Origin of the sequence: Bacillus sp. MSP13, assembly GCF_000815295.1 — a bacterium.
GTDB lineage: Bacteria > Bacillota > Bacilli > Bacillales > Bacillaceae > Bacillus > Bacillus vallismortis.
In genome coordinates this window covers 94929-121623 of record NZ_JXAQ01000009.1, presented here as the reverse complement: position 1 = coordinate 121623, position 26695 = coordinate 94929, and the positions used below count along the sequence as shown (strand labels likewise).

Annotated in this window: 21 protein-coding genes and 1 pseudogene; 10 read left to right on the top strand and 12 right to left on the bottom strand. The window is 44.3% G+C overall.

What is annotated here, in order from left to right:
• Positions 1-218: 218 nt before the first annotated feature.
• On the top strand, positions 219-674 hold the full coding sequence (locus tag SC79_RS10355; RefSeq protein WP_039074955.1) for an RDD family protein: 456 nt from the start codon (positions 219-221) through the stop codon (positions 672-674).
• Between the two features lie 31 nt (positions 675-705).
• On the opposite strand, the gene SC79_RS10350 is transcribed toward SC79_RS10355, so the two are convergent.
• The 3 genes from SC79_RS10350 to SC79_RS10340 form a co-directional block, all read right to left on the bottom strand.
• The gene (locus SC79_RS10350; protein ID WP_039074954.1) at positions 706-1914 is read right to left on the bottom strand and encodes a DUF418 domain-containing protein; all 1209 of its coding nucleotides are present in this window, start codon (positions 1912-1914) and stop codon (positions 706-708) included.
• A 107-nt stretch (positions 1915-2021) separates the two neighbouring features.
• Complete coding sequence (locus tag SC79_RS10345; protein ID WP_039074953.1) at positions 2022-3035, bottom strand: quercetin 2,3-dioxygenase; 1014 nt, start codon at positions 3033-3035, stop codon at positions 2022-2024.
• Between the two features lie 81 nt (positions 3036-3116).
• Positions 3117-3692: a TetR/AcrR family transcriptional regulator gene (locus tag SC79_RS10340; protein ID WP_039074952.1), complete on the bottom strand. Its 576-nt coding sequence runs from the start codon at positions 3690-3692 to the stop codon at positions 3117-3119.
• Between the two features lie 131 nt (positions 3693-3823).
• Here SC79_RS10340 and SC79_RS10335 point away from each other — a divergent pair.
• Positions 3824-4511 (top strand): annotated as a pseudogene (locus tag SC79_RS10335) (hypothetical protein).
• Positions 4512-4533: 22 nt separating this feature from the next.
• Here SC79_RS10335 and SC79_RS10330 read toward each other — a convergent pair.
• The 3 genes from SC79_RS10330 to SC79_RS10320 are packed head-to-tail and all read right to left on the bottom strand — an operon-like array spanning position 4534 to position 6007.
• Complete coding sequence (locus SC79_RS10330; protein WP_039074951.1) at positions 4534-5025, bottom strand: DUF1433 domain-containing protein; 492 nt, start codon at positions 5023-5025, stop codon at positions 4534-4536.
• A gap of 4 nt (positions 5026-5029) precedes the next feature.
• Positions 5030-5518, bottom strand: coding sequence for a DUF1433 domain-containing protein (locus tag SC79_RS10325; protein WP_039074950.1), 489 nt, complete (start codon positions 5516-5518; stop codon positions 5030-5032).
• Between the two features lie 3 nt (positions 5519-5521).
• Positions 5522-6007, bottom strand: a complete 486-nt coding sequence (locus tag SC79_RS10320) for a hypothetical protein (RefSeq protein WP_039074949.1) — start codon at positions 6005-6007, stop codon at positions 5522-5524.
• Between the two features lie 500 nt (positions 6008-6507).
• On the opposite strand from SC79_RS10320, the gene SC79_RS10315 reads away from it, so the two are divergent.
• Both SC79_RS10315 and SC79_RS10310 read left to right on the top strand, forming a co-directional pair.
• Positions 6508-7554, top strand: a complete 1047-nt coding sequence (locus tag SC79_RS10315; RefSeq protein ID WP_231559187.1) for a hypothetical protein — start codon at positions 6508-6510, stop codon at positions 7552-7554.
• Positions 7555-7696: 142 nt separating this feature from the next.
• Positions 7697-9274 (top strand): Na+/H+ antiporter, encoded by a 1578-nt coding sequence (locus tag SC79_RS10310; protein ID WP_039074948.1) that lies wholly within the window; start codon positions 7697-7699, stop codon positions 9272-9274.
• Between the two features lie 37 nt (positions 9275-9311).
• On the opposite strand, the gene SC79_RS10305 is transcribed toward SC79_RS10310, so the two are convergent.
• Together SC79_RS10305 and SC79_RS10300 are read right to left on the bottom strand one after the other, a co-directional pair.
• Positions 9312-10343, bottom strand: coding sequence for a polysaccharide pyruvyl transferase family protein (locus tag SC79_RS10305; RefSeq protein WP_039074947.1), 1032 nt, complete (start codon positions 10341-10343; stop codon positions 9312-9314).
• 93 nt (positions 10344-10436) lie between these two features.
• Positions 10437-11585 carry a glycerate kinase gene (locus SC79_RS10300; protein WP_039074946.1) on the bottom strand — a complete coding sequence of 383 codons (1149 nt, stop codon included), beginning with the start codon at positions 11583-11585 and terminating at the stop codon, positions 10437-10439.
• A 194-nt stretch (positions 11586-11779) separates the two neighbouring features.
• On the opposite strand from SC79_RS10300, the gene gntR reads away from it, so the two are divergent.
• Genes gntR through gnd form a run of 4 tightly spaced genes read left to right on the top strand, consistent with a single transcriptional unit; the run spans position 11780 to position 16846 of the window.
• A complete protein-coding gene (gene gntR / locus SC79_RS10295) occupies positions 11780-12511 on the top strand; it encodes a gluconate operon transcriptional repressor GntR (RefSeq protein WP_039074945.1) in 732 nt (243 codons plus the stop codon).
• The gene (gntK, locus tag SC79_RS10290; RefSeq protein WP_039074944.1) at positions 12504-14045 is read left to right on the top strand and encodes a gluconokinase; all 1542 of its coding nucleotides are present in this window, start codon (positions 12504-12506) and stop codon (positions 14043-14045) included. Before gntR ends, gntK begins: the two co-directional genes overlap by 8 nt.
• A 28-nt stretch (positions 14046-14073) precedes the next feature.
• Entirely contained in the window at positions 14074-15420 is a 1347-nt protein-coding gene (gene gntP, locus SC79_RS10285) for a gluconate permease GntP (protein WP_039074943.1), read from the top strand.
• Between the two features lie 22 nt (positions 15421-15442).
• The gene (gene gnd / locus SC79_RS10280; RefSeq protein ID WP_039074942.1) at positions 15443-16846 is read left to right on the top strand and encodes a decarboxylating NADP(+)-dependent phosphogluconate dehydrogenase; all 1404 of its coding nucleotides are present in this window, start codon (positions 15443-15445) and stop codon (positions 16844-16846) included.
• 242 nt (positions 16847-17088) lie between these two features.
• On the opposite strand, the gene nhaC is transcribed toward gnd, so the two are convergent.
• Complete coding sequence (gene nhaC, locus SC79_RS10275; RefSeq protein ID WP_039074941.1) at positions 17089-18516, bottom strand: Na+/H+ antiporter NhaC; 1428 nt, start codon at positions 18514-18516, stop codon at positions 17089-17091.
• Positions 18517-19442: 926 nt separating this feature from the next.
• Here nhaC and ahpC point away from each other — a divergent pair.
• On the top strand, positions 19443-20006 hold the full coding sequence (gene ahpC, locus SC79_RS10270) for an alkyl hydroperoxide reductase subunit C (RefSeq protein WP_039074940.1): 564 nt from the start codon (positions 19443-19445) through the stop codon (positions 20004-20006).
• A gap of 13 nt (positions 20007-20019) precedes the next feature.
• Positions 20020-21549, top strand: coding sequence for an alkyl hydroperoxide reductase subunit F (gene ahpF / locus SC79_RS10265; RefSeq protein ID WP_039074939.1), 1530 nt, complete (start codon positions 20020-20022; stop codon positions 21547-21549).
• 93 nt (positions 21550-21642) lie between these two features.
• Here the strand turns inward: ahpF and SC79_RS10260 are convergent, their stop codons facing one another.
• The 3 genes from SC79_RS10260 to SC79_RS10250 form a co-directional block, all read right to left on the bottom strand.
• Positions 21643-22995 (bottom strand): polysaccharide pyruvyl transferase family protein, encoded by a 1353-nt coding sequence (locus SC79_RS10260; protein WP_039074938.1) that lies wholly within the window; start codon positions 22993-22995, stop codon positions 21643-21645.
• A gap of 271 nt (positions 22996-23266) precedes the next feature.
• The gene (gene bglA / locus SC79_RS10255; RefSeq protein WP_039074937.1) at positions 23267-24706 is read right to left on the bottom strand and encodes a 6-phospho-beta-glucosidase BglA; all 1440 of its coding nucleotides are present in this window, start codon (positions 24704-24706) and stop codon (positions 23267-23269) included.
• 13 nt (positions 24707-24719) lie between these two features.
• Complete coding sequence (locus SC79_RS10250; protein WP_039074936.1) at positions 24720-26588, bottom strand: beta-glucoside-specific PTS transporter subunit IIABC; 1869 nt, start codon at positions 26586-26588, stop codon at positions 24720-24722.
• Positions 26589-26695: the final 107 nt, after the last annotated feature.

Here is a 26695-nt window from a genome sequence, read left to right as displayed (position 1 = left end):
CCGAATAGAAATATTATCCTTTTTTATGATGGGTTATCCAGCTGGTGAATTCAATATACAATCAATTTAGATTTTACCGGGATATTCATATAGTAAAAAACAGAGGATAAAAGACTCATTTTTCAGGCATATCAGGATTTTATCACCATATCATATTGCATATGTTATTTTTTCAAAGTATACTATTCCAGATTAATTCAAAGGAGAGAGAAAAAGACATGGAAAAACCAGCAGGATTTTGGATTCGTTTTTTAGCTTATTTTATCGATGGCATTATTGTATCTGTTCCTAGTTATATTATTCTATTTATTATCAATAGCGTGTTTATAGCTGGCTCTGTGGCAACAGACCCATACATGACAGAAGAGGAGTATCTCGTGAAATACATGACGTTCGCATTTTTGCCTACCATGCTAATCATGCTCGTCATCTGTGTGTTATATTACGGTCTGCTCACAGCTTCTAAAATGCAGGGCACACTTGGCAAAAAAATTCTTGGCTTGAAAGTGGTCAATGAACAAGGCGAACGGGTTTCTGTCGGACAGGCAATCGGCCGTTACTTCGCCTATATCTTATCTGGAATCATCTTTTATATTGGTTTTATCATGATCGGTTTTGGAGAGAAAAAAGGCCTGCATGACATCATTTGCAAAACACGTGTCGTGTATAAATAATAGAAAAAAAAGTCTAGACGCCAATAGGAGTCTAGACTTTTGCTTTTTTTACCATAGGCTGCCACGCCAAATACGCAGCGCTTCTCCACAGCCACTCAAACGGCCCCATCTTAAACAAACGAAGCCACAGATGGCTGAAGACCATTTGAACGGCACAAACCGTAATCGTCATAAACACGCCAGCAGCAGGATACACTTTCCCGTACAGCCCCAAGCCGTAATGATAGAATATCCACGTACACACGATAGACTGCATCAGATAATTGGTAAATGCCATCCGTCCGACAGCGGAGAAAGATTGCAGCACGGCTTTCACTCTTGTTTTATGATAAAGATAGATAACCGTTGTGACATAGAAAAACATGAGAAAAGGCGCGCCAATCAGCAAAAACACTTCCCTATCCGTTACACTGTACACAACATGGGCGCTGATGCCGATGACTAGCCCAGCCATCCACACTCTTTCTAATCCTTTGCAATGCTTTCGGGGCTCGTGCAAATAGCGTGACTTCGCCGCCGCAGCTCCCAGCAAAAACATGCTGAAATAAGGAATCGATGCAAAGAAAAAACTGATCGGGTTAAACGTAAGCATGCCACTCGAAGACATGTAAACGAGACGATCACGAATCCGCTGTTCCGCAATCTCCTTCAAGCTGCCGCTTCCGTAAACATGGAGCGCTTGCTGTGCCTGGTGAACTGCAACTTCTGCCCCTTCCTGTCCATTAGATTGATAAAAGCTTGCCAAAATGAACGGGACCGTAAACAAAAGATACAAAGAGACCGCCCATATCATCAGTGTTTTCGGCGTTGCTTTCCGAAATAAGAGCAGGACAAAGCCGAGCAGGGCGTATTCCATCAAAATGTCACCGTCCCATATCAAAAAGGCATGAATCGTCCCAAAAAAGAGAAGCGCCGTTAACCTTCTCGCATATAACGGAACAAATCGTTTCCCTTTGCTTTCTGTCCTCTCCCTCATAACAACCATGCCAAATCCAAATAAAAAGGAAAACAATAAAATACACTTTGTTTGGATGAAGAATGTCAGTATGTCTGCTACTGCAAAATCGGCTTTTGACCACTTTTCCGTAAAAAAGTTCTCTTTCCCAAGCATCGACAAATACATATCCGGATAACTGAAATGTGCCAGATTGACAAATAAGATGCCGAAAATCGCTATTCCCCTTAACACATCAAGCACGCCAATCCGTTCATTTGCCGAAATGGGATGTAATGAAGACATAGCCATCACGCTCCTTTTTTCTGTACCTTAAGGGTATAAAAATGAGGAGCGCGGAAACATCGATTGAGATGTCAGGCAGGTATGGAAATCTTACAATCTTGTCATCTTTATGGTTTCATTACCTTTAAATCTAGTGCTTCGATATTCTGCAACACACGATCAAAGCGCAGAGCCCGAGGCTCACTTGGGAAGATGTGGCCTTCGTACGGCTCACCTAGCGTCCGGAAAAACGGTTCAAATAAGCCCGGAACCAATACGCCCACCATCTTTGTGTAATGGGAATCCAAACGATAGGAGTGAACCGTATTCGCAGGAACATGCAGAAAATCTCCAGGGCTCATCTGGATTTCTTGCCCATTTGCCCACATCGTCATCTGCCCTTCTAGGCAATAAAATGTTTCTGTATGATGTTCATGGTAGTGATCAACGATTCGGTCGCCTTTAGGGCCATCTGATACGACGACGATAAACTGGCCGTCTGTATTTTTTTGTGCAGCCACTATGCGGTGAAGCTGATCTCCCGTCAACAGGCGGTCGCCTTCTCCAGACTCAAGCACGTATGGAACAGCTCCATCCGGAAGCTCTGTACGTTCCGCTAATTTCGCCGCACCGGCAGGCTTTTCTTCATCCAGAAATGCAATGTCCGCCTCAGCGGCTGCTTCTGCAAATCGCTCGTTTGACACCTCTTCGCTTACGTGCGGCGGATGTTCAACGTGAGCATATGGATTTCCAATCACGGAATACATGTGCGCCACATTTCCTTTCATCGTGTAAGACACCAGTCGCGTTCTGTGGCTCTGCATCCGGTAGCTGTGCGGTGTTCCGGCTGGAATGTTCGCATAATCGCCTGATACTAATAAATAGCGTTCTCCATCAATCGTCAGCTCAAGCTTCCCGTCCAAAACGAGAATCCCTTCATGTGTGTCCTTGTGGACGTGGAGCGGAAAAGCATCTCCTTTTCCCCCGGAAAGCAGCACGATCTCAAATAGATCGCCTGTGCTCTCCCCATTCGCCATCACCGCGGCAACCTGTCTGCCGAACAAATAGCGCTCGCCTTCTCCGCTGCGGAGCAAATATGGCATTTTTTCTTTTGGCAATGAATGTTCACGTAATGCTTTCATCAATCGTTCCTCCAGTTTAAACCAGTTTTCATATATAACTAGACCGTTCTATATAATTGTAGGAGAAAGGATAACAAAACGCTACCCTTTTTTTCTCACAAGCACTGGAATTTGATCGGCGATGAGAAGAAGGGGCGTTTTGTCTTTATTCGTTAACGAAAGCATGATACCGCCCTCAATCATCGAATTGATCAGCATTCCGAGCTGATTTGCTTCTTCTTCTGCAAATCCGTTTTCCATTAGTTTTCTGGCAAAACCAGCTTCCCAGCTTTTAAACACCTTCATGCAAACCGTCCGCAGCGGTTCACTGCTTAACGCAGTCTCACTCGCCAGCAAACCAACCGGAAGGCCTTGAATGTTTTGTGTATTGTCAAACTGGCTGGCTGTTTTTTTGATAAATTGCTGAATCGCTTCTATTGGATCAGAGGATTCATCCATGCTTTGCTGTATCAGATGTTCAATCAGTTTTCCTGTATATGTAACCGCTTCAATCGCTAATTCTTCTTTGCCGTTCGGGAAAAAGTGATAAAGCGATCCCTTCGGAGCACCGCTTTCTTTCACAATCTGGTTCAAACCCGTCGCGTGATATCCTTGCAGCTGGAACAGACGTGACGCCGTGTGAAGAATTTTTTCACGTGAATCTCCTCTGCTAGTCATAAAACATTCCCTCCTAGGTATGGTAAAGCGACTTATATAATATAAAAAAGAACCCTGTGATTGTCAAAAAGGGATAAGAACCCTCCGGGGATGGAGTAAATGTAGAAAAACAGCGTCTAGGAGGGATCTCAATGACAAATGATTATACAGTCACGAATACAGAAAAGCTTGAACAACAAAACCCGGGCATGAAAACGAAGATCAAACTGAAAAAACTCAAGGATCAAGTGATCGTCATTACCGGCGCTACAAGCGGGACCGGCCTTGTCACGGCACGAATGCCAAATTTGCGCTTCACGGCTGGACGGAAAGCATCCGGATGGAGCTTGAAAAAGAACAGGCACCCGTCTCGGTTACGCTCATCCATCCTGGCAGAATTGACACGCCCTACAACGAGCATGCTCACAGCTACCTCGACAAACAGCCGGCTCATGCCGCTCGATGATCTACCCGCCGGAAGCGGTCGCCGAAGCCATCCTGTTTGCAGCTGAACACCCGAAGCGCGACATGTACATCGGATCACAGGCAAAAGCCATCGCCATGCTGGGCGCTCTTTTCCCCCGGCTGACCGACAAACTAATGGAAAAAATCATGTACCACAGCCAGCATGCCGAAAGACCGTCCAAACCGCGTGAAGAAAACGCGCTTTATGAAGCGGGATTCGGCATGCATGACAGGGGCACAAACAAAGGATGGATGCGGTCAAGAAGCTATTACGTGAAAGCCACAAAACGCCCGATTGTATCGGCTGCAGTCGTTGCCGGACTGGTGGCTTGGGGGGATATCGAAGAGGAGAAAGTAAACCGATCACAAAAATAAACAGGCGTTTTGCCTGTTTATTTTATTCCCCTATATCTTTTAAATATTGTTCTCGTTCCTTTTTATCAGGGTAAGCTGTTTTGATGTATTTATCTTTTACTTCTTTGCTGTACTCGCTCCAATCGGTAAAACGATTACCTACATCCTCAGAATAACTCATTCCGTCCACTTTATTGGAATCATAAATTAAATCTGCTGAGAAATAAAACTTATCTGGATTGTCATTGATATAGCCATTCACTATCATTCTTCCCATCGGATTTATCGTGACTTTATCTTCAAAAGTTACAGACTTAATAAAATGATGGATATCCTCTTTTCTTAACTCTTTTTCTATTTTCGGTTTCATTTCTTCGACATATGCTTCAGCTTTTTCTTGATCACTTTTTTCTTTACTAGTTATGTACTTTTTAGGAGTGTCTATCGTTTTTTTTATTTCATAAATGAAACCAACCATTACGATTAACAAGACGCTAACAAAAGCTAGTAGTTTAAATGGCGCTTGTTTTTTCATATTTTTACTTCATTTCACCTATGTCTTTTAAATACTGTTCACGTTCTTTTTTATCGGGGTAAGCTGTTTTGATGTATTTATCTTTTACTTCTTTGCTGTATTCGCTCCAATCCCTGAAACGATCTGATACATCTTGAGAATAACTTATTCCATCTACTTTATTGGACTCGTATATCAAATCTGCGGAAAAGTCGAATTTATCCGGATTGTCATTGATATAGCCATTCACTATAATTCTTCCCATCGGATTTATAGTAACTTTATCTTCAAAAGTTACAGACTTTATAAAATGATGAATATCCTCTTTTCTTAACTCTTCTTCTATTTTTGGTTTCATTTCGTCGACGTATGCTTCAGCTTTTTCTTTACTACCTATGTATTTTTGACTTTTAGAAGTGTCTGACGTTTTTTTGATTTCATAAATGAAACCAACCATTACGATTAACAAGACGCTAACAAAAGCTAGTAGTTTAAATGGCGCTTGTTTTTTCATAGATTATTTTATTTCCCCTATATCTTTTAAATATTGTTCTCGTTCTTCTTTCGATAAACTATTTAAAAAGTCTTCTTTGACCTCTTTATCAAAATCATTCCAGTTTTCAAATCGGTCCGCTAAGTCTTTATCATAACCTATGGAATCTACTTTATCAGTTCCATATCTCAAAGAGACATCGAATGAGAATTTTTCAGGATTGTTGTTTACGTACCCTGATAGTTCGATCATTCCCATTGGACTGATTGAGACATCCTTATCGAATGTTATATCATTAACAAAATGATGGATATCATCTTTTTTCAATTTTTCCTTTATTTTCGGTTTCATTTTTTCAGCGTATTCTTCTGCCTTTTGTTGTTCATTTTTTTCATTTGTGTTCACGCTATGATCCCCTCCATCTGATGATTGATTATGATTAAAGTAAACAATTCCAATTAAAAATACTATAATCACCCCAACAAAAAGTGTTTTTTTGGAAAATGACATGATTTTTCACCCTTTTTTATTTTATTATACTAGATATGTAAAGATTAGGAGTTTTGTGATTGTCTAAATACAGTTCAAAAAAATGAACCGCTGAAGATTTCAACCTTATTTCAAATAATGCTTATAAAATAGAAAAATACCATGTTGGAGAGACTATTGAAGTTAGTAATGGAGAAAGATTATACGTTATCGATTATAAAAAAACAGAAAAGGGCCTTAACGCCCTCACACTTGTTACTAGAGAGGATTATCGTAATTCCCTTAAAAGCAAACACCCTGAAAAAATCCAAAACGCCATCATCGCCTACCGCGGATCAGAGCCCATCAGTCCGGGCCAATTACAAGACACCATAAAGCCATATCGTGATGAGCGGGAACAACTCATAAAAGAAGTAGAGAAAAAAGGAATCAACATCCCTGAAGATGAAGATGGTTCTTTCTATGACTACGCACAAGGGGTTCCTGAATATTCAAATGAGATTTTGCAAGATTGGTTCCATATGGACACCAGATATTTGGTTGGCAAAAAACCTTTTGATGACGGGACAGAAAACCAGGCTATTCAGGCAGATCAATATGCCAAAAAAATACATAAAGATTTTAAAAAAGCTGACATTCAAGTAACGGGTCACTCATTAGGCGGCTCTAATGCAAGCTATGCAGTCGTGATGAATGACTTTATCAAACGCGGCGTTACTTTCGAAAATCCTAACATATATGAAAACCTGCCTGAGGATGTCAAAGCCCGAGCATTAAAAGGGGATTTCCGCAGCCGTTTAACAGAATATATTAATTTAAATGATGGGTTATCGTTGCTGAATCGGGATGCCGCTGAAGTAGGCAAAGTGAAAGTAATGTATGACGAGGCTTTACCAAATGGTGTACAAAGTAATGGTCTCTCAGCTTCAGTGAAGAAAAAGCTGGGGCTTGCAATTCAACATTACAGCAATCCATCTCTTGACGTCACACTATTTTACGAAGCCTTGGTCGGAAGTCACGGTTTGGACCGATATCATTTCAATTCAGACGGCTCTGTCCAAACTGTTGATGATGTGTTAAAAAACAATCCTGACTTTGCATTAACGATGCTTAAGCAAATGAAGTCAACCAATGTAAAAGCCAATACAGGGGTTTCAATCCTCATTAAGTCACATGTATTGATGAATACAAGCACACAGTTAAAACATATCGCGGAAACCGAATGGTCTAAGATTATACGCCAGATTGAAAGAATCGATGACAAAGTAAAGGATTCTATTGAAGATGTCAGAAAAATGCATACGCGAATGGTTGGGTTTGGCACATATGATGAATTATCCGTTTCTGATGTCGATGATCTGATCAATAAACTGAAAATAAACAAACCACATCACCTTTTTTACTCAAAAGAAAAGTATGATCAGGCAGTTAAGACAAAGCGGGACATTCTCGGCCATCATATGTCAGGAAAAGCGATTGATAGTGTCACTGATAAGATGAAGGATCATCTATCTTTTGATAATGTTCATTCCCATGTATCGAGTGTAATCAATTCCATTGGTTTATAGAATAAACAACCCAAAGCTGGCAGTTTGCCTGCTTTTTTGCTTTTTGCGCAGACTGGCAAAGGGCTGTTTTACATATGATATGATTACAAATGACAAAATGAGGGTAATGTGTTAGTTCTACAATTCACAAAAGGAGGTTCTAATGGAACACTTAGATTTGCATCATATTTTTGAACTCGGTTTTTTGCTGGTTATGATTGCAGCAGGGATCACTGCGATTGCCAAGAAGTGCAAGCAGCCTTATCCGATCGCGCTCGTGATTGTCGGAACGATCATTGGACTTGTACATATTCCGCTTTTTGAACCGCTGAAAGATTTTATCACTGAGGGCGAAGTCTTTAACTTCGTCATCATTACGCTGTTCTTGCCGGCTTTATTAGGAGAAGCGGCGCTGAAGCTGCCCTTTTCCCATTTGCGAGAAAATAAGCGTCCCGTTCTGGCGCTGGCCTTCGGCGGCACGCTCATCTCGTTTCTGATCGTCGGCTTTTCTTCCATGTGGCTGATGCATTTAGCCATTCCGGCGGCGTTTGTGTTTGCCGCGCTGATGAGTGCGACAGACCCAGTCAGTGTGCTGTCCATTTTCAAAAGCGTCGGCGCGCCGAAAAAGCTGTCGATTGTCGTTGAAGGAGAAAGTCTGTTCAATGACGGGCTGGCGGTTGTGCTGTTCAATATTTCCGCATTTTACTTGATGACTTATTTGGATCTGGGCATCCAAGGCGCCGGTTTAGGCTTGTGGGAGTTTGTCAAAGTCATTTCTCTCGGCCTCATCATCGGAGGCGCTCTAGGATTTGTCTTTTCCCAGCTCACCAAGTATTTTGATGATTATCCTTTAGAAATTATTTTTAGTATTATTCTGTTTTACAGTTCATTTTTATTGGCGGAAATGGCAGGTGCCTCCGGCGTAATCGCTGTCGTAGTCGCCGCGCTTATTTTCGGCAATTACGGGGCAAAAATCGGCATGAGCCCGACGACCAAGCTGAATATCAATAACTTTTGGGACGTCGCCGCCTTGCTCGCGAACTCCCTTGTCTTTTTAATGGTGGGACTTGAAATCACGAGAATTGACCTGACTGACAAATGGGGGTTGGCGATTATGGCCATTGTCATTGTGCTCATCGCCCGAAGTGCCGCCGTCTATATCAGTCTGGCCTTTATCAAAAAATTTCCGGTGACATGGAAGCATACCATCAATTGGGGCGGGCTGAAGGGGTCTCTGTCTATTGCACTCGTACTGAGCCTGCCGAGAGACTTCCCAGGGCGTGAAGACATTCTGATTTTCGCCTTCAGTGTCGTTTTGTTCTCTCTTGTTGTTCAGGGGCTCACGATCAAGCCGCTTCTGGAACGGTTAGGCGTGAATCAAAAGGAAGAAGGCAATCAGGAATATGAGACATTGCTTGCAAAGGGGCACCGGCTAGAAACCGCTATCCAGGAAGTCCAGCAAGTCAAACACAATTTGCTGATTCACGAAGCTGTCTCCAGCGAACTGACAGACCAGTACAAAGAAGAGGTCAGCCAGCTGCATCAACAAACAAACCAATTATTTGAAACCTATCCGGAACTCAAAAACAAACAGCAAGCCATCTTGAAAAAACATGCGTTATACGCCCAATATCAAGCGATCGAGAACTTATCAAAGGAAGATATCATTTCAAACGAAGTAGCTGAACAAGAGCAAGCGCGTATCATTGATGAAATCGTTGGGTTGGAAGAGGATCACTAACGCAAAAAAGCAGACTGCCATCAGTCTGCTTTTTCTTTTATGATTTGAAAAAATCAATCAGCGGCTGAAAATCCTTTGATACATCAACGTCATTCGGTTCTGCTTGAAGCAGCCGGTCGATCATGCGCTCCAGTTCCTTTATATCATGTTGATCTGTGTATTCAATGAAATTTAAGCTTTCGAGCCAATCACGGTACGAATGTTTGGCTTTGCCGTAGCTGTTCCCAAAGACGAGGCAAGGTGTCTTGGTGATAATCGAGAAAATCATCGCGTGAAGGCGGTCAGTGACCACCAATTTGCTGGATCCGATGCGGTCAAGCATCTCCATAAAATGCTTCTCGCGATCGGCGTAATCGATAGTGTCAACCGTATCCAGCACCGTATCAGTACGCTCCGTATAGGTTGTTTTTTCTGCCCATTTTCTCATCTGTGAAATAAAATCTTCGTCGGTCACTTTCTCCTTATCCGCTCTTAAAATAAAGAGAACGCCGTCCCGCTCAAGCTCTCTCGGCACAATATCCAAGGAAAGCACCATGTCCGGGGTAAAGATCACATTGGAGTCGAAGGTCTCTTTCACCACATCCAGTGTTTGCGTCTCACGCGCGGCTATCGTTAAGTTAGGATTTTGATGATACGCATCCTGTGTTTTTTTCTTTTCTTTATTTCCTTCCTCTGTGTCTTCAAAATAAACAGATTGCGGCAGAGAAATCGATTTGTAGTCCTTAAACGCCGAGAAGACCTTTCTTCTGTCTTCCTCAATATCGAGATACAGGTTTCCTAAGTTCCCTCCTCCTGTAAAGCAGACAATATCGTCTTCCCGAATGATCTCCTTCACAAGCTCAATACCCTCATCCGTCGCATAATCCATAATCTCAATGTATTCATAATACGGAAAATGATTTCTGATAAATTTCTCTTCCGCATACGCAATCGCTTGGTCACCAATGTTTGTGTAACTCGGGGAACCAAACAAAAATACTTTTCGTTTATCATGTAACAGGGCTTCTGGCTCTACATTTGGCGCAATGCCTTTTACTAGTTTCTTGCCTTTGATTTCTTGTACCGTCATGTCTTCGTCCTCCTTCTGGGATGATTGCCTCATTGTGTAGCTAACTGTATCTACCCCAAAAGGAGGGTGGCTATGCACCGGCATGTGCGCCGGCTATATCAGAAACATCGTTTTCGCCAATTTGATGGATGCGGCAATGTCCCGCGCCGTTCTTTCCATGTATTCTGCGGCATGTTCAAACGCGTCTTCAAGAGGCACGGCGCCGGGAACGATGCTGAAAAGTGCATCAATTCCGTGCTGATAGACGGCATCACTGTCCCGTGAGACTGATCCCGCTATGCCAATGACGGGCACATCGTATGATTTAGCCGCTTTGGCTACGCCGATCGGTGTCTTCCCGTAAATCGTTTGGCTGTCGATTCGCCCCTCACCGGTAATCACAAGGTCCGCATCCTGAACTGCATCTTCAAAATCAACCGCTTCCAGGACAATATCAATGCCTCTTTTCAAATCAGCATCAAGAAAAGCCAGCAAGCTCCACCCGAGACCGCCTGCTGCGCCGGCGCCCTTTATTTCTCTGGATGTTGTTCCAAGCGCTTTTTCTGCCACATCCGCGAAATGGGCCAAGTTCTGATCCAGCGTAACCACCATATTTTCTGTCGCGCCTTTTTGCGGCCCGAAAACAGCCGCAGCCCCTTTTGGCCCTGTTAATGGATTGTCCACGTCGCAGGCGACCTCCAATTTGACATTCTCCAATCTGGGATCAAGCTCGCTGATATCGAGTGATGCAAGTTGAGATAACGCGCCGCCCCCGGGCCCGATCTCACGGCCTGATTTATTAAGAAGCCTTCCGCCCAACGCTTGAATCACCCCGGCTCCTCCGTCATTCGTTGCGCTTCCGCCGATCCCGATCATCAAATGCTCTGCGCCCGCGTCCAGAGCCGCTGCCATTAATTCTCCCGTCCCCTTTGTTGTCGTGACGAGCGGATTGCGCCTTTCAACAGGCACGAGATGAAGCCCTGAGGCGGCAGCCATTTCAATCACTGCTGTTTTCCCATCTCCCATCATGCCAAAAAACGCTTTCACCGGTTCTCCCAGCGGCCCTGTGACAACCTGTTCTTTAATCCATCCGTTTGTGGCGTCAACCAGAGACTGAACGGTGCCCTCTCCGCCATCCGCCATCGGCAGTTTCCTGTAATCAGCGGCAGGAAATACCGATTGAAAACCTCTTTCTATCGCGTCAGCGGCCTCCAGAGCTGATAAGCTTTCCTTAAATGAATCCGGTGCAATAATGATTTTCATTCAAATCGCCTCTTTCAATACATGATTCACTTACACGTTCTATCTCCAATGTATCATATCAACTTTGGAAATACATTCCATTTCTTTTGGTAAAAATTTAATAAAAATTAGAAATGAAAGTGTTTGCATAAATGAAAAAATCGCGTTATCATACTTGTATACAAGTATACTTCTTGAGTGAGGAAGGTGAATGTATGCTAGACTCCAAAGACCTGTTGTATCCCGCAAAATGGCTCTCAAAAGCGTCAACCGGTGTTCGTATCGCATACGAGCTGAGAATGAGAATTATTTCAGGTTTGATTGAAAGCGGTACCATTTTATCAGAAAATACGATCGCCGCCGAGTTTTCAGTAAGCCGTTCGCCGGTTCGCGAAGCGTTAAAAATACTCGCATCCGAAAAAATCATCCGCTTAGAACGAATGGGAGCGGTCGCAATTGGATTAACTGAGAAGGAAATCACAGAGATTTATGATGTGCGTTTACTATTAGAAACATTTGTCTTTGAACGGCTTGTCAAAATCGACATTGAGCCCTTAGTCAAGGACCTCAGCAAAATACTCGAAATGATGAAAGTCTCCATCAAATATGAGGACGTAGATGAATTTTCATTTCAAGACGTGCTGTTTCATGAAACGATTATCCGAGCTATCGACCATTCATACATTCAGATGATCTGGAACAATCTAAAACCCGTTATGGAAAGCTTGATTCTGTTGTCCATGCGGGCACGGTTAAAGGAAAAACACGAGGATTTCACAAGGATTTTAGATAACCATGAGCTTTATATTCAGGCCATTAAAGCAAAGGACAGGGCGCTGATGATTCAGTCTCTTCACCAAAACTTTGATGATGTGCAAGAAAAGGTAGAAGACCTGTGGCTCTCACAACAAATGCTGGCAAAAGGAGCTGAACACCATAATGACTAGTTATATGTTAGGAATCGATATCGGCACGACAAGCACAAAAGCTGTGTTGTTCAGTGAAAACGGAGACGTAGTACAGAAAGAAAGCATCGGCTACCCGCTCCATACACCGGACATCTCAACGGCTGAACAAGATCCGGAAGAGATTTTTCGTGCGGTCATCCAAACAACCGCGAGAGTGACAAAGCAGCATCCAGAAAAACAGATCTCATTCATTTCATTCAGCAGCGCCATGCACAGTGTCATCGCAATTGATGAAAATGACCAGCCGCTGACGCCATGCATCACATGGGCCGACAACCGGAGCGAAGGCTGGGCGCATAAGATTAAGGAGGAATTGAACGGGCATGAGGTGTACAAACGGACAGGAACACCGATTCATCCGATGGCACCGCTAAGCAAAATCACCTGGATCACGAACGAACAAAAAGAAATCGCTTCCAAAGCCAAAACATATATCGGCATCAAAGAGTACATTTTCAAACAGCTGTTCAATGAATATGTTATTGATTACTCATTGGCCTCAGCGACAGGCATGATGAATCTGAAAAGCTTGGATTGGGACGAAGAAGCACTGCGCATCGCAGGCATTACGCCGGACCACTTATCAAAACTCGTGCCGACAACCGAGGTCTTTCAGCATTGCAACCCGAATGTAGCGATACAGATGGGCATCGATCCGGAAACACCTTTTGTCATCGGCGCGAGCGACGGTGTTTTATCCAATCTCGGCGTCAACGCCATTCATAAGGGCGAGATCGCCGTCACCATCGGAACAAGCGGCGCTATCAGGACGATTATTGACCAGCCGCAAACCGATGAAAAAGGACGGATTTTCTGCTACGCCTTGACAGACAAGCACTGGGTCATCGGCGGACCGGTGAACAATGGCGGAATCGTCCTGCGCTGGATCAGAGACGAATTTGCCTCTTCCGAAATCGAGACAGCGACACGGCTGGGAATTGATCCATATGACGTGCTGACGAAGATCGCCCAACGCGTCAGACCCGGTTCCGACGGTCTGCTGTTCCACCCATACCTCGCCGGAGAACGCGCTCCGCTGTGGAATCCGGATGTACGCGGCTCATTTTTCGGCTTGACCATGTCGCATAAGAAAGAACATATGATACGCGCGGCTTTAGAAGGGGTCATTTACAACCTGTACACGGTGTTCCTGGCATTAACCGAATGCATGGACGGCCCGGTAACCCGCATTCAGGCGACAGGGGGATTTGCAAGGTCTGAGGTTTGGCGCCAAATGATGTCGGATATCTTCGAATCAGAGGTCGTCGTTCCGGAAAGCTACGAAAGCTCATGTCTCGGCGCCTGCATTTTAGGCCTGTATGCGTTAGGAAAAATTGATTCATTCGAGGCTGTGTCCGACATGGTCGGCAGCACACACAGACACACGCCGATTGAAGACTCAGCCAAAGAATACAGAAAATTAATCCCGATCTTTATTCATCTCTCAAGATCATTAGAGAATCAATATACACAAATTTCAGATTATCAGAGAGGCTTAATCACACACAACTAGTACATGACATGAAGGGGAGGGCATTATCATGCCATTAATCATCGTTGCAATTGGGATCTTAGCTTTACTGCTGTTGATAATGGGCTTAAAATTAAACACATTTATTTCCTTGCTGATCGTATCGTTCAGCGTGGCATTGGCACTCGGGATGCCGTTCGATCAAGTTGTCAGCTCTATAGAAGCAGGAATAGGGGGAACTCTTGGCCACATCGCGCTCATCTTCGGGCTTGGTGCGATGCTGGGCAAGCTGATCGCGGATTCAGGAGGCGCCCAGCGCATCGCGATGACGCTCGTCAATAAATTCGGGGAGAAAAACATTCAATGGGCCGTTGTCATTGCCTCATTCATTATTGGGATTGCATTATTTTTTGAAGTAGGATTGGTTCTATTAATTCCGATTGTATTTGCGATTTCAAGAGAATTGAAGATTTCTATTTTATATCTTGGAATTCCAATGGTCGCAGCGCTTTCCGTCACACACGGATTTCTGCCGCCGCACCCGGGGCCTACGGCCATTGCCGGTGAGTACGGCGCAAACATTGGGGAAGTGCTGGTGTACGGCTTTATCGTTGCTGTTCCGACAGTGCTCATCGCAGGGCCATTGTTTACAAAGATCGCGAAAAAAATCGTGCCTGCATCATTCGCGAAAAGCGGCAATATCGCATCACTCGGCACGCAAAAAACGTTCAAGCTTGAGGAGACACCTGGCTTCGGAATCAGCGTCTTTACGGCAATGCTTCCGATTATCATCATGTCGGTCGCGACCATTATCGACCTGCTTCAAGAAACAATCGGATTTGCGGATAACGGCGTTTTAGCTTTTATTCGATTGATTGGAAACGCATCGACTGCTATGATTATTTCGTTATTGGTCGCAGTCTATACAATGGGCATCGCACGCAACATTCCAGTCAAAACCGTGATGGACTCTTGTTCAGCAGCCATCTCACAAATCGGCATGATGCTATTGATCATCGGTGGAGGCGGCGCCTTCAAACAAGTGCTGATCAACGGCGGTGTTGGCGATTACGTGGCAGACCTTTTCAAAGGAACGGCATTATCGCCCATTGTCCTGGCATGGGTCATCGCGGCGATCCTCCGCATTTCTCTAGGATCAGCCACCGTTGCCGCGTTAAGCACAACAGGGCTCGTCATTCCGTTATTGGGACATTCTGATGTCAACTTGGCATTAGTCGTGCTTGCAACAGGCGCCGGAAGTGTCATTGCTTCGCACGTCAATGACGCCGGCTTCTGGATGTTCAAAGAGTACTTCGGATTAAGCATGAAAGAAACATTTGCCACATGGACATTGCTGGAAACGATTATTTCCGTTGCTGGACTTGGATTCATATTATTGTTAAGTTTAGTTGTATGAAATTAAGAAGGAGCTGTAACACATGTTCAATACGATTGGTGTCATAGGCTTAGGCGTAATGGGAAGCAATATCGCCTTAAACATGGCAAACAAAGGTGAAAACGTCGCCGTCTATAATTACACCAGAGACTTAACGGACCAGCTTGTCCAAAAGCTGGATGGACAATCTCTCAGCCCGTACTACGAGCTCAAGGATTTTGTTCAATCGTTAGAGAAACCAAGAAAAATCTTTTTGATGGTCACAGCGGGAAAACCCGTAGATTCCGTCATCCAATCGTTAAAGCCTTTGCTTGAAGAAGGCGACGTCATCATGGACGGGGGCAACTCCCACTATGAAGATACAGAAAGAAGATATGACGAGCTGAAGGAAAAAGGCATCGGCTACCTGGGAATCGGCATTTCCGGCGGCGAAATCGGTGCATTAACAGGGCCTTCCATCATGCCGGGCGGGGATCGCGACGTCTATGACAAAGTCGCTCCTATCCTGACAAAAATCGCAGCACAAGTCGGAGAAGATCCATGCTGTGTCTACATCGGCCCAAAAGGGGCAGGACACTTTACAAAAATGGTGCACAACGGCATTGAGTATGCCGACATGCAGCTGATTGCAGAAGCGTACACGTTTCTAAGAGAAACACTGCGCCTGCCGCTCGATGAGATTGCATCTATTTTTGAAACATGGAACCAAGGTGAGCTGAAAAGCTATTTAATAGAAATTACAGCTGAGATTTTACGCAAAAAAGACGAAAAAACAGGACAGCCTCTGATTGATGTCATCCTTGATAAAACCGGCCAAAAAGGCACCGGAAAATGGACGAGCATGCAGGCGATTGATAACGGCATTCCGTCCACCATCATCACAGAGTCCTTGTTCGCCCGCTACTTGTCATCCTTAAAAGAAGAACGGATGGCAGCTCAAGACGTGTTATCAGGCCCGGAAATTGAAGAAAAACACTTCGATAAAGACACTTGGATTGAATATGTCAGACAGGCTCTTTACATGGGGAAAGTATGCGCCTACGCACAAGGCTTTGCCCAATACAAAATGTCATCTGAGCTTTACGGCTGGAACCTGCCGCTCAAAGACATCGCTTTAATTTTCCGCGGCGGCTGCATCATCCGCGCAGATTTCCTAAACGTCATCAGCGAAGCATTCAGCGAGCAGCCAAACCTGTCAAACCTGCTGATCGCGCCTTATTTCTCAGATAAGCTGCAAGGCTATCAAACAGGCCTGCGAAAAGTCGTTTGCGAGGTCATCAGCACAGGAATCTCATTCCCATGCTTGACCACTGCGCTCTCTTATTACGACGGCTACCGCACAGGACGTTCCAATGCGAACCTCTTGCAGGCGCAGCGTGATTACTTCGGCGCCCATACGTACGAACGAACAGATATGGACGGCGTTTTTCATACCAATTGGCAGTAACCAAAAAACCCTCGCTCATTTCGAGCGAGGGTTCCAGATTGTTGACAAAGTCCTAAAACGGTTTTTGTTTTAGGGCTTTGTCATCTTTTCAGCGTGATTGAAAACCCTTGAAGTCTAGGAAGGACGAGCATTGGAGCGGAGCGAATGTTATGATTCGTGAGCACCAACGCGCAGGACTGACAACGAATGCGAGGGTTTGTCGACACGCTAAAACCCTCGCTTATTTCGAGCGAGGGTTTTAATTATGCTTCTAATTCCACAAGTTTTTTTGCTGTCTTTTTGTCCCGCTTTTCTTTTTTTGTCATCGTCAATCCAGTGATTCCGTAGAAAAGAGAAACCAATGGCGTGATGAATGCCAAGAAACAAAACGGAAGATAAGCGACTGTTGCAATCCCTAAAGCTCCAGCTGTATAGAGACCGCCGCCAGTCCATGGAATAAGTGGTGCTGCTTGTGTTCCTGAATCCTCTAAAACGCGCGATAGATTTTCCGGTTTTAAGTGTAGGCGTTCATAAATCGGCCTCATCAATGTACCGCCCATAACCGTTGAGAAGTACACAGATCCACCAATGGCAAGTGTCACATAACTCACAATGATGGTCACAAAAACAGCCATCCCTGTATGCTTAATTTTATGGGCAAAAGATGCAATCAACGCTTCTAATACTTGTGACTCCGCCAGCATTCCGCCTAAACCAAGCGCAAATAAGAACAAGGCAATTAAGCTCAACATACTGGAAAGTCCGCCCCGCTGAAGCAAGCTATCAACCATGTCAATGCCTGATTCAACTGTATACCCGGCATAGAACGTATTCATGACATCTTGAAAACTCAAGCCTCGATAGAACATCGCGATAACGCCGCCAACAGCCGCCCCAATGAAAATGGAAGGAATCGCTGGTTTCTTTAACATTAACAGCGCAATCAGGACAACAATCGGAATCATTGGCACAAGTCCGAGATGGAACGTTTCGCTCAAATAAGACGTCAGTTGATTGACACTCTCTGAATTTACCGATGCTGAATTGTATCGCAAACCAACAATGGTATAAATGATCGCCGCTATGATATATGCGGGAATTGTCGTCCAAAGCATGTGTTTAATATGGCTAAAGATGTCTCCGCCTGAAACAGTAGGCGCTAAGTTCGTCGTATCCGAAAGCGGAGACATTTTATCTCCGAAATACGCTCCGCTGACAATAGCCCCGGCAGTCAGCCCTGCTGGTATCCCCATTGTGGCTCCAACACCCATCATTGCAACCCCGGCAGTTCCGACTGTTCCCCATGACGTACCTGTTGCGACAGATACTAATGAACAAAAAACTAAAGTTGTGACTAAAAAGAATTGTGGTGAAATCGCGTGTATACCATAATAAATTAATGTAGGTACTGTCCCGGATGCGATCCATGCGCCGATTAAAATCCCGACGGTTAACAGTATCAGCCCAGGCTGCAGTGCCCTGCTCATCGATTTCAACATCGATTTTTCTACTTGTTTATAGGTAAAACCCAATCCCATCATAAACGGGATCAATACAAGCATGCTGATAAACATCAGAATTTGAATCGGTGCATCAAATACAAGAATTCCAATTGATATCACACTAACCGCTGCAATCAGCATCGATAGTGCATACATAAACGAAGGCCTTTTTATCTTATCGGTTTCCAACAAACCACTCCTTTTTCATAAGTTGATCTTACATGTAATCTTAGAAATACATATTGACTGGCACTTTCAAAAGATCAAGTGAATGTGTAAAACGGGGACTCATAATTGATTGAATAGAGAATACTGTTTATGCCGGGCGAACATTTAGGTACATTCACCCATAAATAAATGATGAGGGTTAACGTTTTACCATATCGGAAATGGTATGTGAACATCTTACTACAAAACAAAATGTTCAGTAAAATTGAATATACTCTAATATTTCATCATTATCTCAGTTGAATCGGTCTGTTAGTCATTATCCTGCTATATCTATAAAAATGCTCCGTTATCGTGCAAAATCGTCCAAAAAACAGGATCATAAGTTCGCTTATAGCTCCTTATCCCGGCCATTTTCCTAAAAAACGCCAACAGAATGATAAAAAACAGCCAAAACCCACTATTCTATAAAAGGCACTGGATTATTATATTATCGAAATAAACAACATGCCCAAATATCATCCGGTTTGCCGATCTCTTTGTTTTACTGCACGATCCACTTTAGTAATTTGGCATTTTCTCCTTTTCGTCAATACCCCCTCGTCATTTTTATTAACACCTACTGACCTTATTGATTGAGAAACCATCGATAATGAGAATCAAGTCACCAATCGGACAAGTTGTGTTCGCATCAGCTTTCAACAAGAAAAATTATCTAGAATCACTCAAATTGTGATATTTTCATGTGCAGAAAACCATACTATATAATAGAAAGATGAAACCTCTCCCGTGCAGCTTCATGTTTTTTTTATTCTCTCCTTTTCACTTGACAAGAGAAAATGTATTATATAATAATTTATTTAGAATTGTAATTAATATAGATATACTGGGAACATGGCTTCACATCATCTATAATGTCCATTTATCACTATTAGGAGGAAGATATTATGTCTTTAATTGGAAAAGAAGTACTGCCATTCGAAGCGAAAGCATTCAAAAACGGTGAATTCATCGATGTAACAAACGAAGATTTGAAAGGTCAATGGAACGTATTCTGCTTCTACCCAGCAGATTTCTCTTTCGTATGCCCGACTGAGCTTGAAGATCTTCAAGAGCAATACGCAGCTCTGAAAGAATTAGGTGTTGAAGTATACTCTATCTCTACAGATACTCACTTCGTACACAAAGGCTGGCACGACAGCTCTGAAAAAATCGGCAAAATCACTTACGCAATGATCGGTGACCCTTCTCAAACGATCTCTCGCAACTTTGACGTTCTTGACGAAGAATCTGGTTTAGCTGACCGCGGAACTTTCATCATCGATCCAGACGGCGTTATCCAAACTGTTGAAATCAATGCAGGCGGTATCGGCCGTGACGCAAGCAACCTAATCAGCAAAGTAAAAGCAGCACAATACGTTCGTCAAAACCCAGGTGAAGTTTGCCCGGCTAAATGGGAAGAAGGCGGAGAAACGCTTACACCTAGCCTTGACCTAGTAGGTAAAATCTAAGGAGTGCATTCCATTGGTACTTGATGCAAATATCAAAGCACAATTAAATCAATACATGCAGCTTATTGAGAATGACATTGTTCTCAAAGTGAGCGCAGGTGAAGATGGCGTTTCTAAGGACATGCTGGCTCTCGTTGATGAGCTGGCTTCCATGTCATCTAAAATCACAGTAGAAAAAGCTGAATTAAACAGAACGCCAAGCTTCAGTGTCAATCGTGTCGGAGAAGACACTGGTGTTACATTCGCCGGTATCCCTCTAGGCCACGAATTTACATCATTGGTTTTGGCGCTTCTTCAAGTGAGCGGCAGACCGCCTAAGGTAGACCAAAAAGTCATTGACCAGGTGAAGAAGATCAGCGGTGAATTCCACTTTGAATCTTATATCAGCCTGACTTGCCACAACTGTCCTGACGTTGTACAAGCTTTAAACATGATGAGCGTGCTGAACCCGAACATTACGCACACGATGATCGACGGCGCAGCATACAAAGCAGAAGTTGAAAGCAAAAACATCATGGCAGTGCCGACCGTTTACCTAAATGGTGAATCCTTCGGAAGCGGCCGTATGACGCTTGAAGAAATTCTTGCGAAAATGGGCAGCGGCGCAGATGCATCTGAATTTGCGGACAAAGAGCCGTTTGACGTTCTTGTTGTCGGGGGCGGACCAGCCGGCGCAAGTGCCGCAATCTACACGGCGCGTAAAGGCATCCGCACTGGTGTCGTCGCTGAGCGCTTCGGCGGACAGGTTCTCGACACAATGAGCATCGAAAACTTCATCAGCGTCAAAGCGACAGAAGGTCCGAAGCTTGCGGCAAGTCTTGAAGAGCACGTGAAGGAATATGATATTGATGTCATGAACCTTCAGCGCGCAAAACGCCTTGAAAAGAAAGACCTTTTCGAACTTGAACTCGAAAACGGCGCTGTTTTGAAAAGTAAAACAGTCATCCTGTCAACAGGTGCCCGCTGGCGCAATGTCAACGTACCTGGTGAACAAGAGTTCAAAAACAAAGGTGTCGCATACTGCCCGCACTGTGATGGGCCATTGTTTGAAGGCAAAGACGTAGCGGTCATTGGCGGAGGAAACTCTGGAATCGAGGCTGCTATCGATCTTGCAGGCATCGTCAAACACGTCACTGTGCTTGAATTCGCGCCAGAACTGAAAGCAGACGAAGTGTTGCAAAAACGCCTCTACAGCCTGCCTAACGTCACTGTCGTGAAAAACGCGCAAACGAAAGAAATCACAGGCGATCAAAGCGTAAACGGCATCACATACGTTGACCGTGAAACAGGCGAAGAAAAACATGTTGAACTCCAAGGTGTATTCGTCCAAATCGGCCTCGTGCCAAACACAGATTGGTTAGATGAAACAGTTGAACGCAACCGCATCGGCGAAGTCATCGTCGACAAGCACGGCGCCACAAGCGTCCCGGGCTTATTCGCTGCCGGCGACTGCACAGACAGTGCGTTTAACCAAATCATTATTTCCATGGGATCAGGTGCAACCGCCGCTCTCGGCGCGTTTGATTACCTTATCCGCAACTAATAAAGCCGCAATATTGCCAGATTGGCAGCATTGCGGCTTTCTAACATTGCATATTTTATCCATTTGTAATATAGTAGTCATGTTAGTGAACTATTACTTCATACTCAGCATATTTGCTGTTTTTAAAGCGAAACGCACTGATTTTCTATTTAAAGTGCCCTGATACTTTTTGACCTTGTGCTTTAGATCTTTAATGGTTTTTTCCTTCTTGGCATTTTCTAGTGCCGTCAGCTCTTCCCAGCGTTTCGCTGTTTCTGTGGAACTGCAGCCGCTAACTGTAGTCACAGGCGATAGAAGCTTCGTGTTAGATAGTTTTTCGTCAAAAGGAACGGTATCAGGAGTCGCTTTCTCTTTATAAATATGATCCAATTCATTTTGATTCAAGAAGCTGATGAAGTGGTCAAAGTTTTGCGCTTGCCGTTTTTCAGGCTGTTGAAAATCGACTGTTTCAATTAACTCTGACAGTTTTGTTTGCTCCGTTATCTCATTTGCCATGATATGTGTTAACTGATGGTACTCAGCTAATTCCCGCATTCTGGCGTCTTTCGGAAGCAGAAGGCTCGGTGTTCCGGCAATCGCCGCCGCGATATTCCCATGCAGCCTTGCGCCAAAGCTCAAATCAGCTTGTCTCAGGAAATCCAGCCAAGTCGGCACATTTAAAAAGAACCGGACTCTATCATTCTGATAAACAGGGTCTTCCATGCTTACCGGATAATTATTGGCAGGCTTCGCTATCGCAGGCGCCCCGGCATACGTCAACATCATCTCTTTTCGCCATTGCGGGATAAAGTAATGGTTCGGGAATTCTTTCATGCTTCTCGTAATGAAGTCCAGCACATGCTTTGGAGACAGCCTTGATGAGTTAACCGTCACCATTGATTCCGGTGTGATATTGGTTTCTCTAATCTTCAGCTCTCTGCCAAACGCATACATAGACGGACAGCCAATTACCGTGTGGTCAATGCCTTCACGGAATCCTAATCTGGAAAGGTATTTCGCTGTAATTTCACCGCGGACACCGATCATATTTGATCTCTCCAGCACGGCACTCACAAACGCCTTCACATCTTGATCGAAAGGAAAACCCTCATTTAAATTTGGTTCAAACGAAGCCCTCAAACCAACACCAATCACAACAACCGGAATGGTTAACTTTTTAATTAATTGGGTATATTTCCGTAAAGAAGGTGCAAAATCCTCGCGGAATGCATCTGCCAGCGGAATAATATACATATCATATGCGTTGTTTATTTGTTCAGCATCTGCCGGATGAATCCGATAATAGTCTGGTGTAATCGTCGTTTCTTCTGTCATCAGCGTACGAAACACACTATAGGCATACACTAAGTTTCCCACGTTTCCGCCAATGGAGTTGCGAACAATCATTTCAGCTGCATTGAATGTATCGAACGGTGATATGCCAGCTCTGATTAAAATGTTTTTCAATGTGATGTTGCCCCTTTCTCACCAAAATTTTTATTAGGAGATTTGCTTAGGGAACTCTCTCATGTTCTTCATTTTTCATCCCTTTTCTCTCACACATCTTCTCCCTCTCTCCCGTTCTAATAGTCAATTATACAAAAAAGGATTTTACAGATGAAATCATAACATAGCGATCGAAACTGGAAGTATATCCCTATATCAACAGGTATCTGTTTACATTACATAAAAAAACCCAAACCATGCACTTCAAAAAGTGCATGATTTGGGCCGCTTCTTATAATTCTTCGCCATTCGTTTGGATCACATTTTTGTACCACTCAAATGAATCTTTCTTATACCGCTTCATGGAACCATTTCCTTCATTATCACGATCAACATAGATCATGCCATAGCGCTTTTTCATCTCGCCTGTTGTGAAGGAGACGATATCAATAATGCCCCACGGCGTGTAGCCTATCAAATCTACACCGTCATAAGTGACCGCTTTTTCCAATGCCTCAATATGTGATTTCAAATATTGGATGCGTTCCGGATCATGGATCTTGCCGTCTTCCTCCACCGTATCCACCGCGCCAAAGCCGTTTTCCACGATGAATAGCGGAATTTGATACCGGTCATAAAAACGGTTTAACGTATATCTCAGCCCGGTTGGATCAATTGCCCAGCCCCAGTCACTCGATGTGATGTATGGATTTTCGACACCATTTGGCAGTCCGCCGTTAACGATATCGCCTATATTATCATTTTCCACATCGCTTTTCACAGTGGTTGACATGTAATAGCTGAAGCCTAAGTAATCGACGGTTCCGTTTCGTAAAATCTCATCATCGCCGTCTTCGAAAGTGATGTCATAGCCTTCTCGCTCAAATTCTTTCAACGCGTAGCTCGGATAGTACCCGCGAACCTGCACATCCGGGAAGAAATACCGCTGTCTCATTTCTTCTTCAGCCAGCATCACATCTTCAGGATTGGAGGAGAAAGGATAAATCGGCACATGTGACACCATGGCACCAATTTGGAAGTCTGGATTGATGTCTTTTCCTTTTGCCACCGCTAAAGCGCTCGCCACTAATTCATGGTGTGCCGTTTGGTACATGACTTCCTTGGCGTTTTCGTTTTCGCCCACCGTAACACCCGAGTTCGTCCATAGGAACAGCGGATTGTTCACATCCATTTGGTTGTTGATCTCATTAAAGGTCATCCAGTACTTCACTTTATCTTTGTAACGCTTGAAGCAAGCCTCTGCGAAATTGGCGAAGAAGTCCACGACTTTCCGGTTTCTGAAGCCGCCGTATTCCCTTGCCAGGTGCAGCGGCATCTCAAAGTGGGACAGGGTAATGACCGGTTCGATCCCATGCTTCAGCAATTCATCAAACACATCATCATAGAACTGCAAGCCCGCTTCGTTCGGTTCAGCCTCATCGCCTTTCGGGAAAATCCGGCTCCATCCTATAGACGTCCGCAAGCATGTTAAGCCCATTTCTGCAAACAAAGCGATATCTTCCTTGTATCTGTGATAGAAATCTATGGCTTCATGGTTCGGATAAAACTCGTTCTCTTCAATCGTATCCGTGATTTTTCTCGGCACGCCGTGCGCACCCGCAGTCATGACATCAACGACACTCGGCCCTTTCCCGCCTTGATTCCATCCGCCTTCAAATTGGTGGGCAGCTAATGCGCCGCCCCATAAAAAATCTTTTGGCATATGTCCCATGTTTTATTCCTCCTTAGCTTACGACTGTAAATAATTTTTGGTCTAACACACTTTCTTCAAGATCCTCAATGAGAATTTCCTGATACGCATGTGAATTCGTAATGATGACCGGGGTGATCGTTGATAACCCATTTTCTTCAATGAATGCTTTATCAAATTCAACAAGCATTTCGCCTTTTTTGACTGCATCGCCCTCTTTCACTTTCAAAGCAAAAGGGGTGCCGTCCAATGACACTGTATCCAGTCCGATATGCACAAGCAACTCGACGCCAGACGCCGTACGAAGGCCGATCGCATGCTTTGTAGGCGCGACCATGACGACAGTTCCGTCAAACGGAGCATAAAGCTTATTTTCAGATGGCTCAATCGCCAGCCCTTGTCCCATCGCACCTGAACTGAATACCTCATCAGGCACGTCAGAAAGCGGGATGACCTTGCCGCTAAATGGTGCATATACTGTTTCTTCATTTGCCTGTGCCGTTTGAACATGTTCCTTTTCCGCCTGTTTAGCTGTATCTTCACCATAGCCAAAGATTTGAATCAGCACAACAGGGAGAATAATCGCGATCGCCGAACCGATCAAAATGCCCCAAATAGACGCCGGGAATTGTTCATTGATGCCATTTACGATCGTCAGCGGTCCCGGAAGCCCCGCATAGGCAAAGTAATACGGATTGAAAAAGCTTGCCACAACTGCGCCGACCGCGCCGGAAATACAGCCAAAGATAAATGGTTTCTTAAATCTCAAGGTCACGCCGTAAATCGCCGGCTCTGTAATCCCAAACAAGCCTGTGATCCCAGCTGAAACGCCGACTTTTCTCGTTTCCTTGTTTCTCGCTTTTAAAATGACGCCAAGGACCGCCCCAACCTGCGCGATGACCGCAATCGTTTGATACGCCTGGAATGAATCCCGTCCGTATAAATCATAATTCGCCAAGACCATCGGCGTAATGCCCCAATGTACGCCAAAGATAACGATGACCTGCCAGAAAGCGCCGATGATCGCTCCAGCTAAAGCCGGCACGTTTTCCGCCAAGAAGTTGTAACCGTTTGCAATTCCGTTTGCGCCTAATGTTGTTACAGGGCCAATGAGGACAATCGTTAATGGCACCATCACCACCATGCACAGAAACGGAACAAATAACGGCCTAACCACTTCGTTCATTCTCTTATTCAAAAATCGTTCGAGATAAGACAATATCCACACTAAAAATAATGGCGGCAGTACGGAGGATGTGTATGTCGTTTCCGATAAAACAATCCCTAAGAAAGAAATACTCTTTCCGTCTGCGATTTGAACAGCCATCTCCGCCCATGTCGGACTGACTAACGCTGCACAGCACGCTACAGCGATATACATGTTGGTCTTAAAATGCTTTGATGCCGTAATCGCGATAAAAATAGGCAAAAACGTAAACGGCGCCCAAGATATGAAACTAAAAACCTGATAAGCTCCTGTTTCATCAAAGCCATCAAACAATAAATTAATGATAATGAGTGCCCCTTGCAAAATACCAGCAGCGGCCAGAATATACACAAACGGCGCAAACACCGCTGACATCGTCGCAATGATCCGGTTCAGAACCGTCCCTTTATTCTCACTCTGTTCCTCAGACAGATCAATATTGACCAGTTTTGAAAATTCTTCGAAGACTTCTCCTACGTGCTGTCCAATAACAATCTGAAATTGGCCGCTGTTCTCTACAACCGTAATGACGCCGGGCATCGATTTCACGATATCCTTCGCTTTAGGGTTAGACCGCTTCAGCACCAACCGAAGCCTTGTCGCGCAGCGAGAAGCTCCAATGACATTCTCTTCCCCGCCTACGGCCTCCAAAATGTCTTTTGCTAGTCTGCTATAATCTCTTACTTTCCCCGACATTTTTACCCACCCCTTCGTTTTGATTACGCTTTCATTATAATTGTATCGGTATAATTAATCAAGACCCAAACAAAATATTTATTCATTGACTATAATTGTAAACGGTT

Coding starts and splice junctions, on each gene's coding strand:
- SC79_RS10350 (WP_039074954.1), bottom strand. CDS start 1,914: ATGTCTTCATTACATCCCATTTCGGCAAATGAACGGATTGGCGTGCTT.
- SC79_RS10320 (WP_039074949.1), bottom strand. CDS start 6,007: ATGTCATTTTCCAAAAAAACACTTTTTGTTGGGGTGATTATAGTATTT.
- gntP (WP_039074943.1), top strand. CDS start 14,074: ATGCCATTAATCATCGTTGCAATTGGGATCTTAGCTTTACTGCTGTTG.
- gntK (WP_039074944.1), top strand. CDS start 12,504: ATGACTAGTTATATGTTAGGAATCGATATCGGCACGACAAGCACAAAA.
- ahpC (WP_039074940.1), top strand. CDS start 19,443: ATGTCTTTAATTGGAAAAGAAGTACTGCCATTCGAAGCGAAAGCATTC.
- SC79_RS10310 (WP_039074948.1), top strand. CDS start 7,697: ATGGAACACTTAGATTTGCATCATATTTTTGAACTCGGTTTTTTGCTG.
- SC79_RS10325 (WP_039074950.1), bottom strand. CDS start 5,518: ATGAAAAAACAAGCGCCATTTAAACTACTAGCTTTTGTTAGCGTCTTG.
- gnd (WP_039074942.1), top strand. CDS start 15,443: ATGTTCAATACGATTGGTGTCATAGGCTTAGGCGTAATGGGAAGCAAT.
- SC79_RS10250 (WP_039074936.1), bottom strand. CDS start 26,588: ATGTCGGGGAAAGTAAGAGATTATAGCAGACTAGCAAAAGACATTTTG.
- SC79_RS10305 (WP_039074947.1), bottom strand. CDS start 10,343: ATGACGGTACAAGAAATCAAAGGCAAGAAACTAGTAAAAGGCATTGCG.
- SC79_RS10345 (WP_039074953.1), bottom strand. CDS start 3,035: ATGAAAGCATTACGTGAACATTCATTGCCAAAAGAAAAAATGCCATAT.
- SC79_RS10340 (WP_039074952.1), bottom strand. CDS start 3,692: ATGACTAGCAGAGGAGATTCACGTGAAAAAATTCTTCACACGGCGTCA.
- gntR (WP_039074945.1), top strand. CDS start 11,780: ATGCTAGACTCCAAAGACCTGTTGTATCCCGCAAAATGGCTCTCAAAA.
- SC79_RS10355 (WP_039074955.1), top strand. CDS start 219: ATGGAAAAACCAGCAGGATTTTGGATTCGTTTTTTAGCTTATTTTATC.
- SC79_RS10315 (WP_231559187.1), top strand. CDS start 6,508: ATGGACACCAGATATTTGGTTGGCAAAAAACCTTTTGATGACGGGACA.
- bglA (WP_039074937.1), bottom strand. CDS start 24,706: ATGGGACATATGCCAAAAGATTTTTTATGGGGCGGCGCATTAGCTGCC.
- SC79_RS10330 (WP_039074951.1), bottom strand. CDS start 5,025: ATGAAAAAACAAGCGCCATTTAAACTACTAGCTTTTGTTAGCGTCTTG.
- SC79_RS10300 (WP_039074946.1), bottom strand. CDS start 11,585: ATGAAAATCATTATTGCACCGGATTCATTTAAGGAAAGCTTATCAGCT.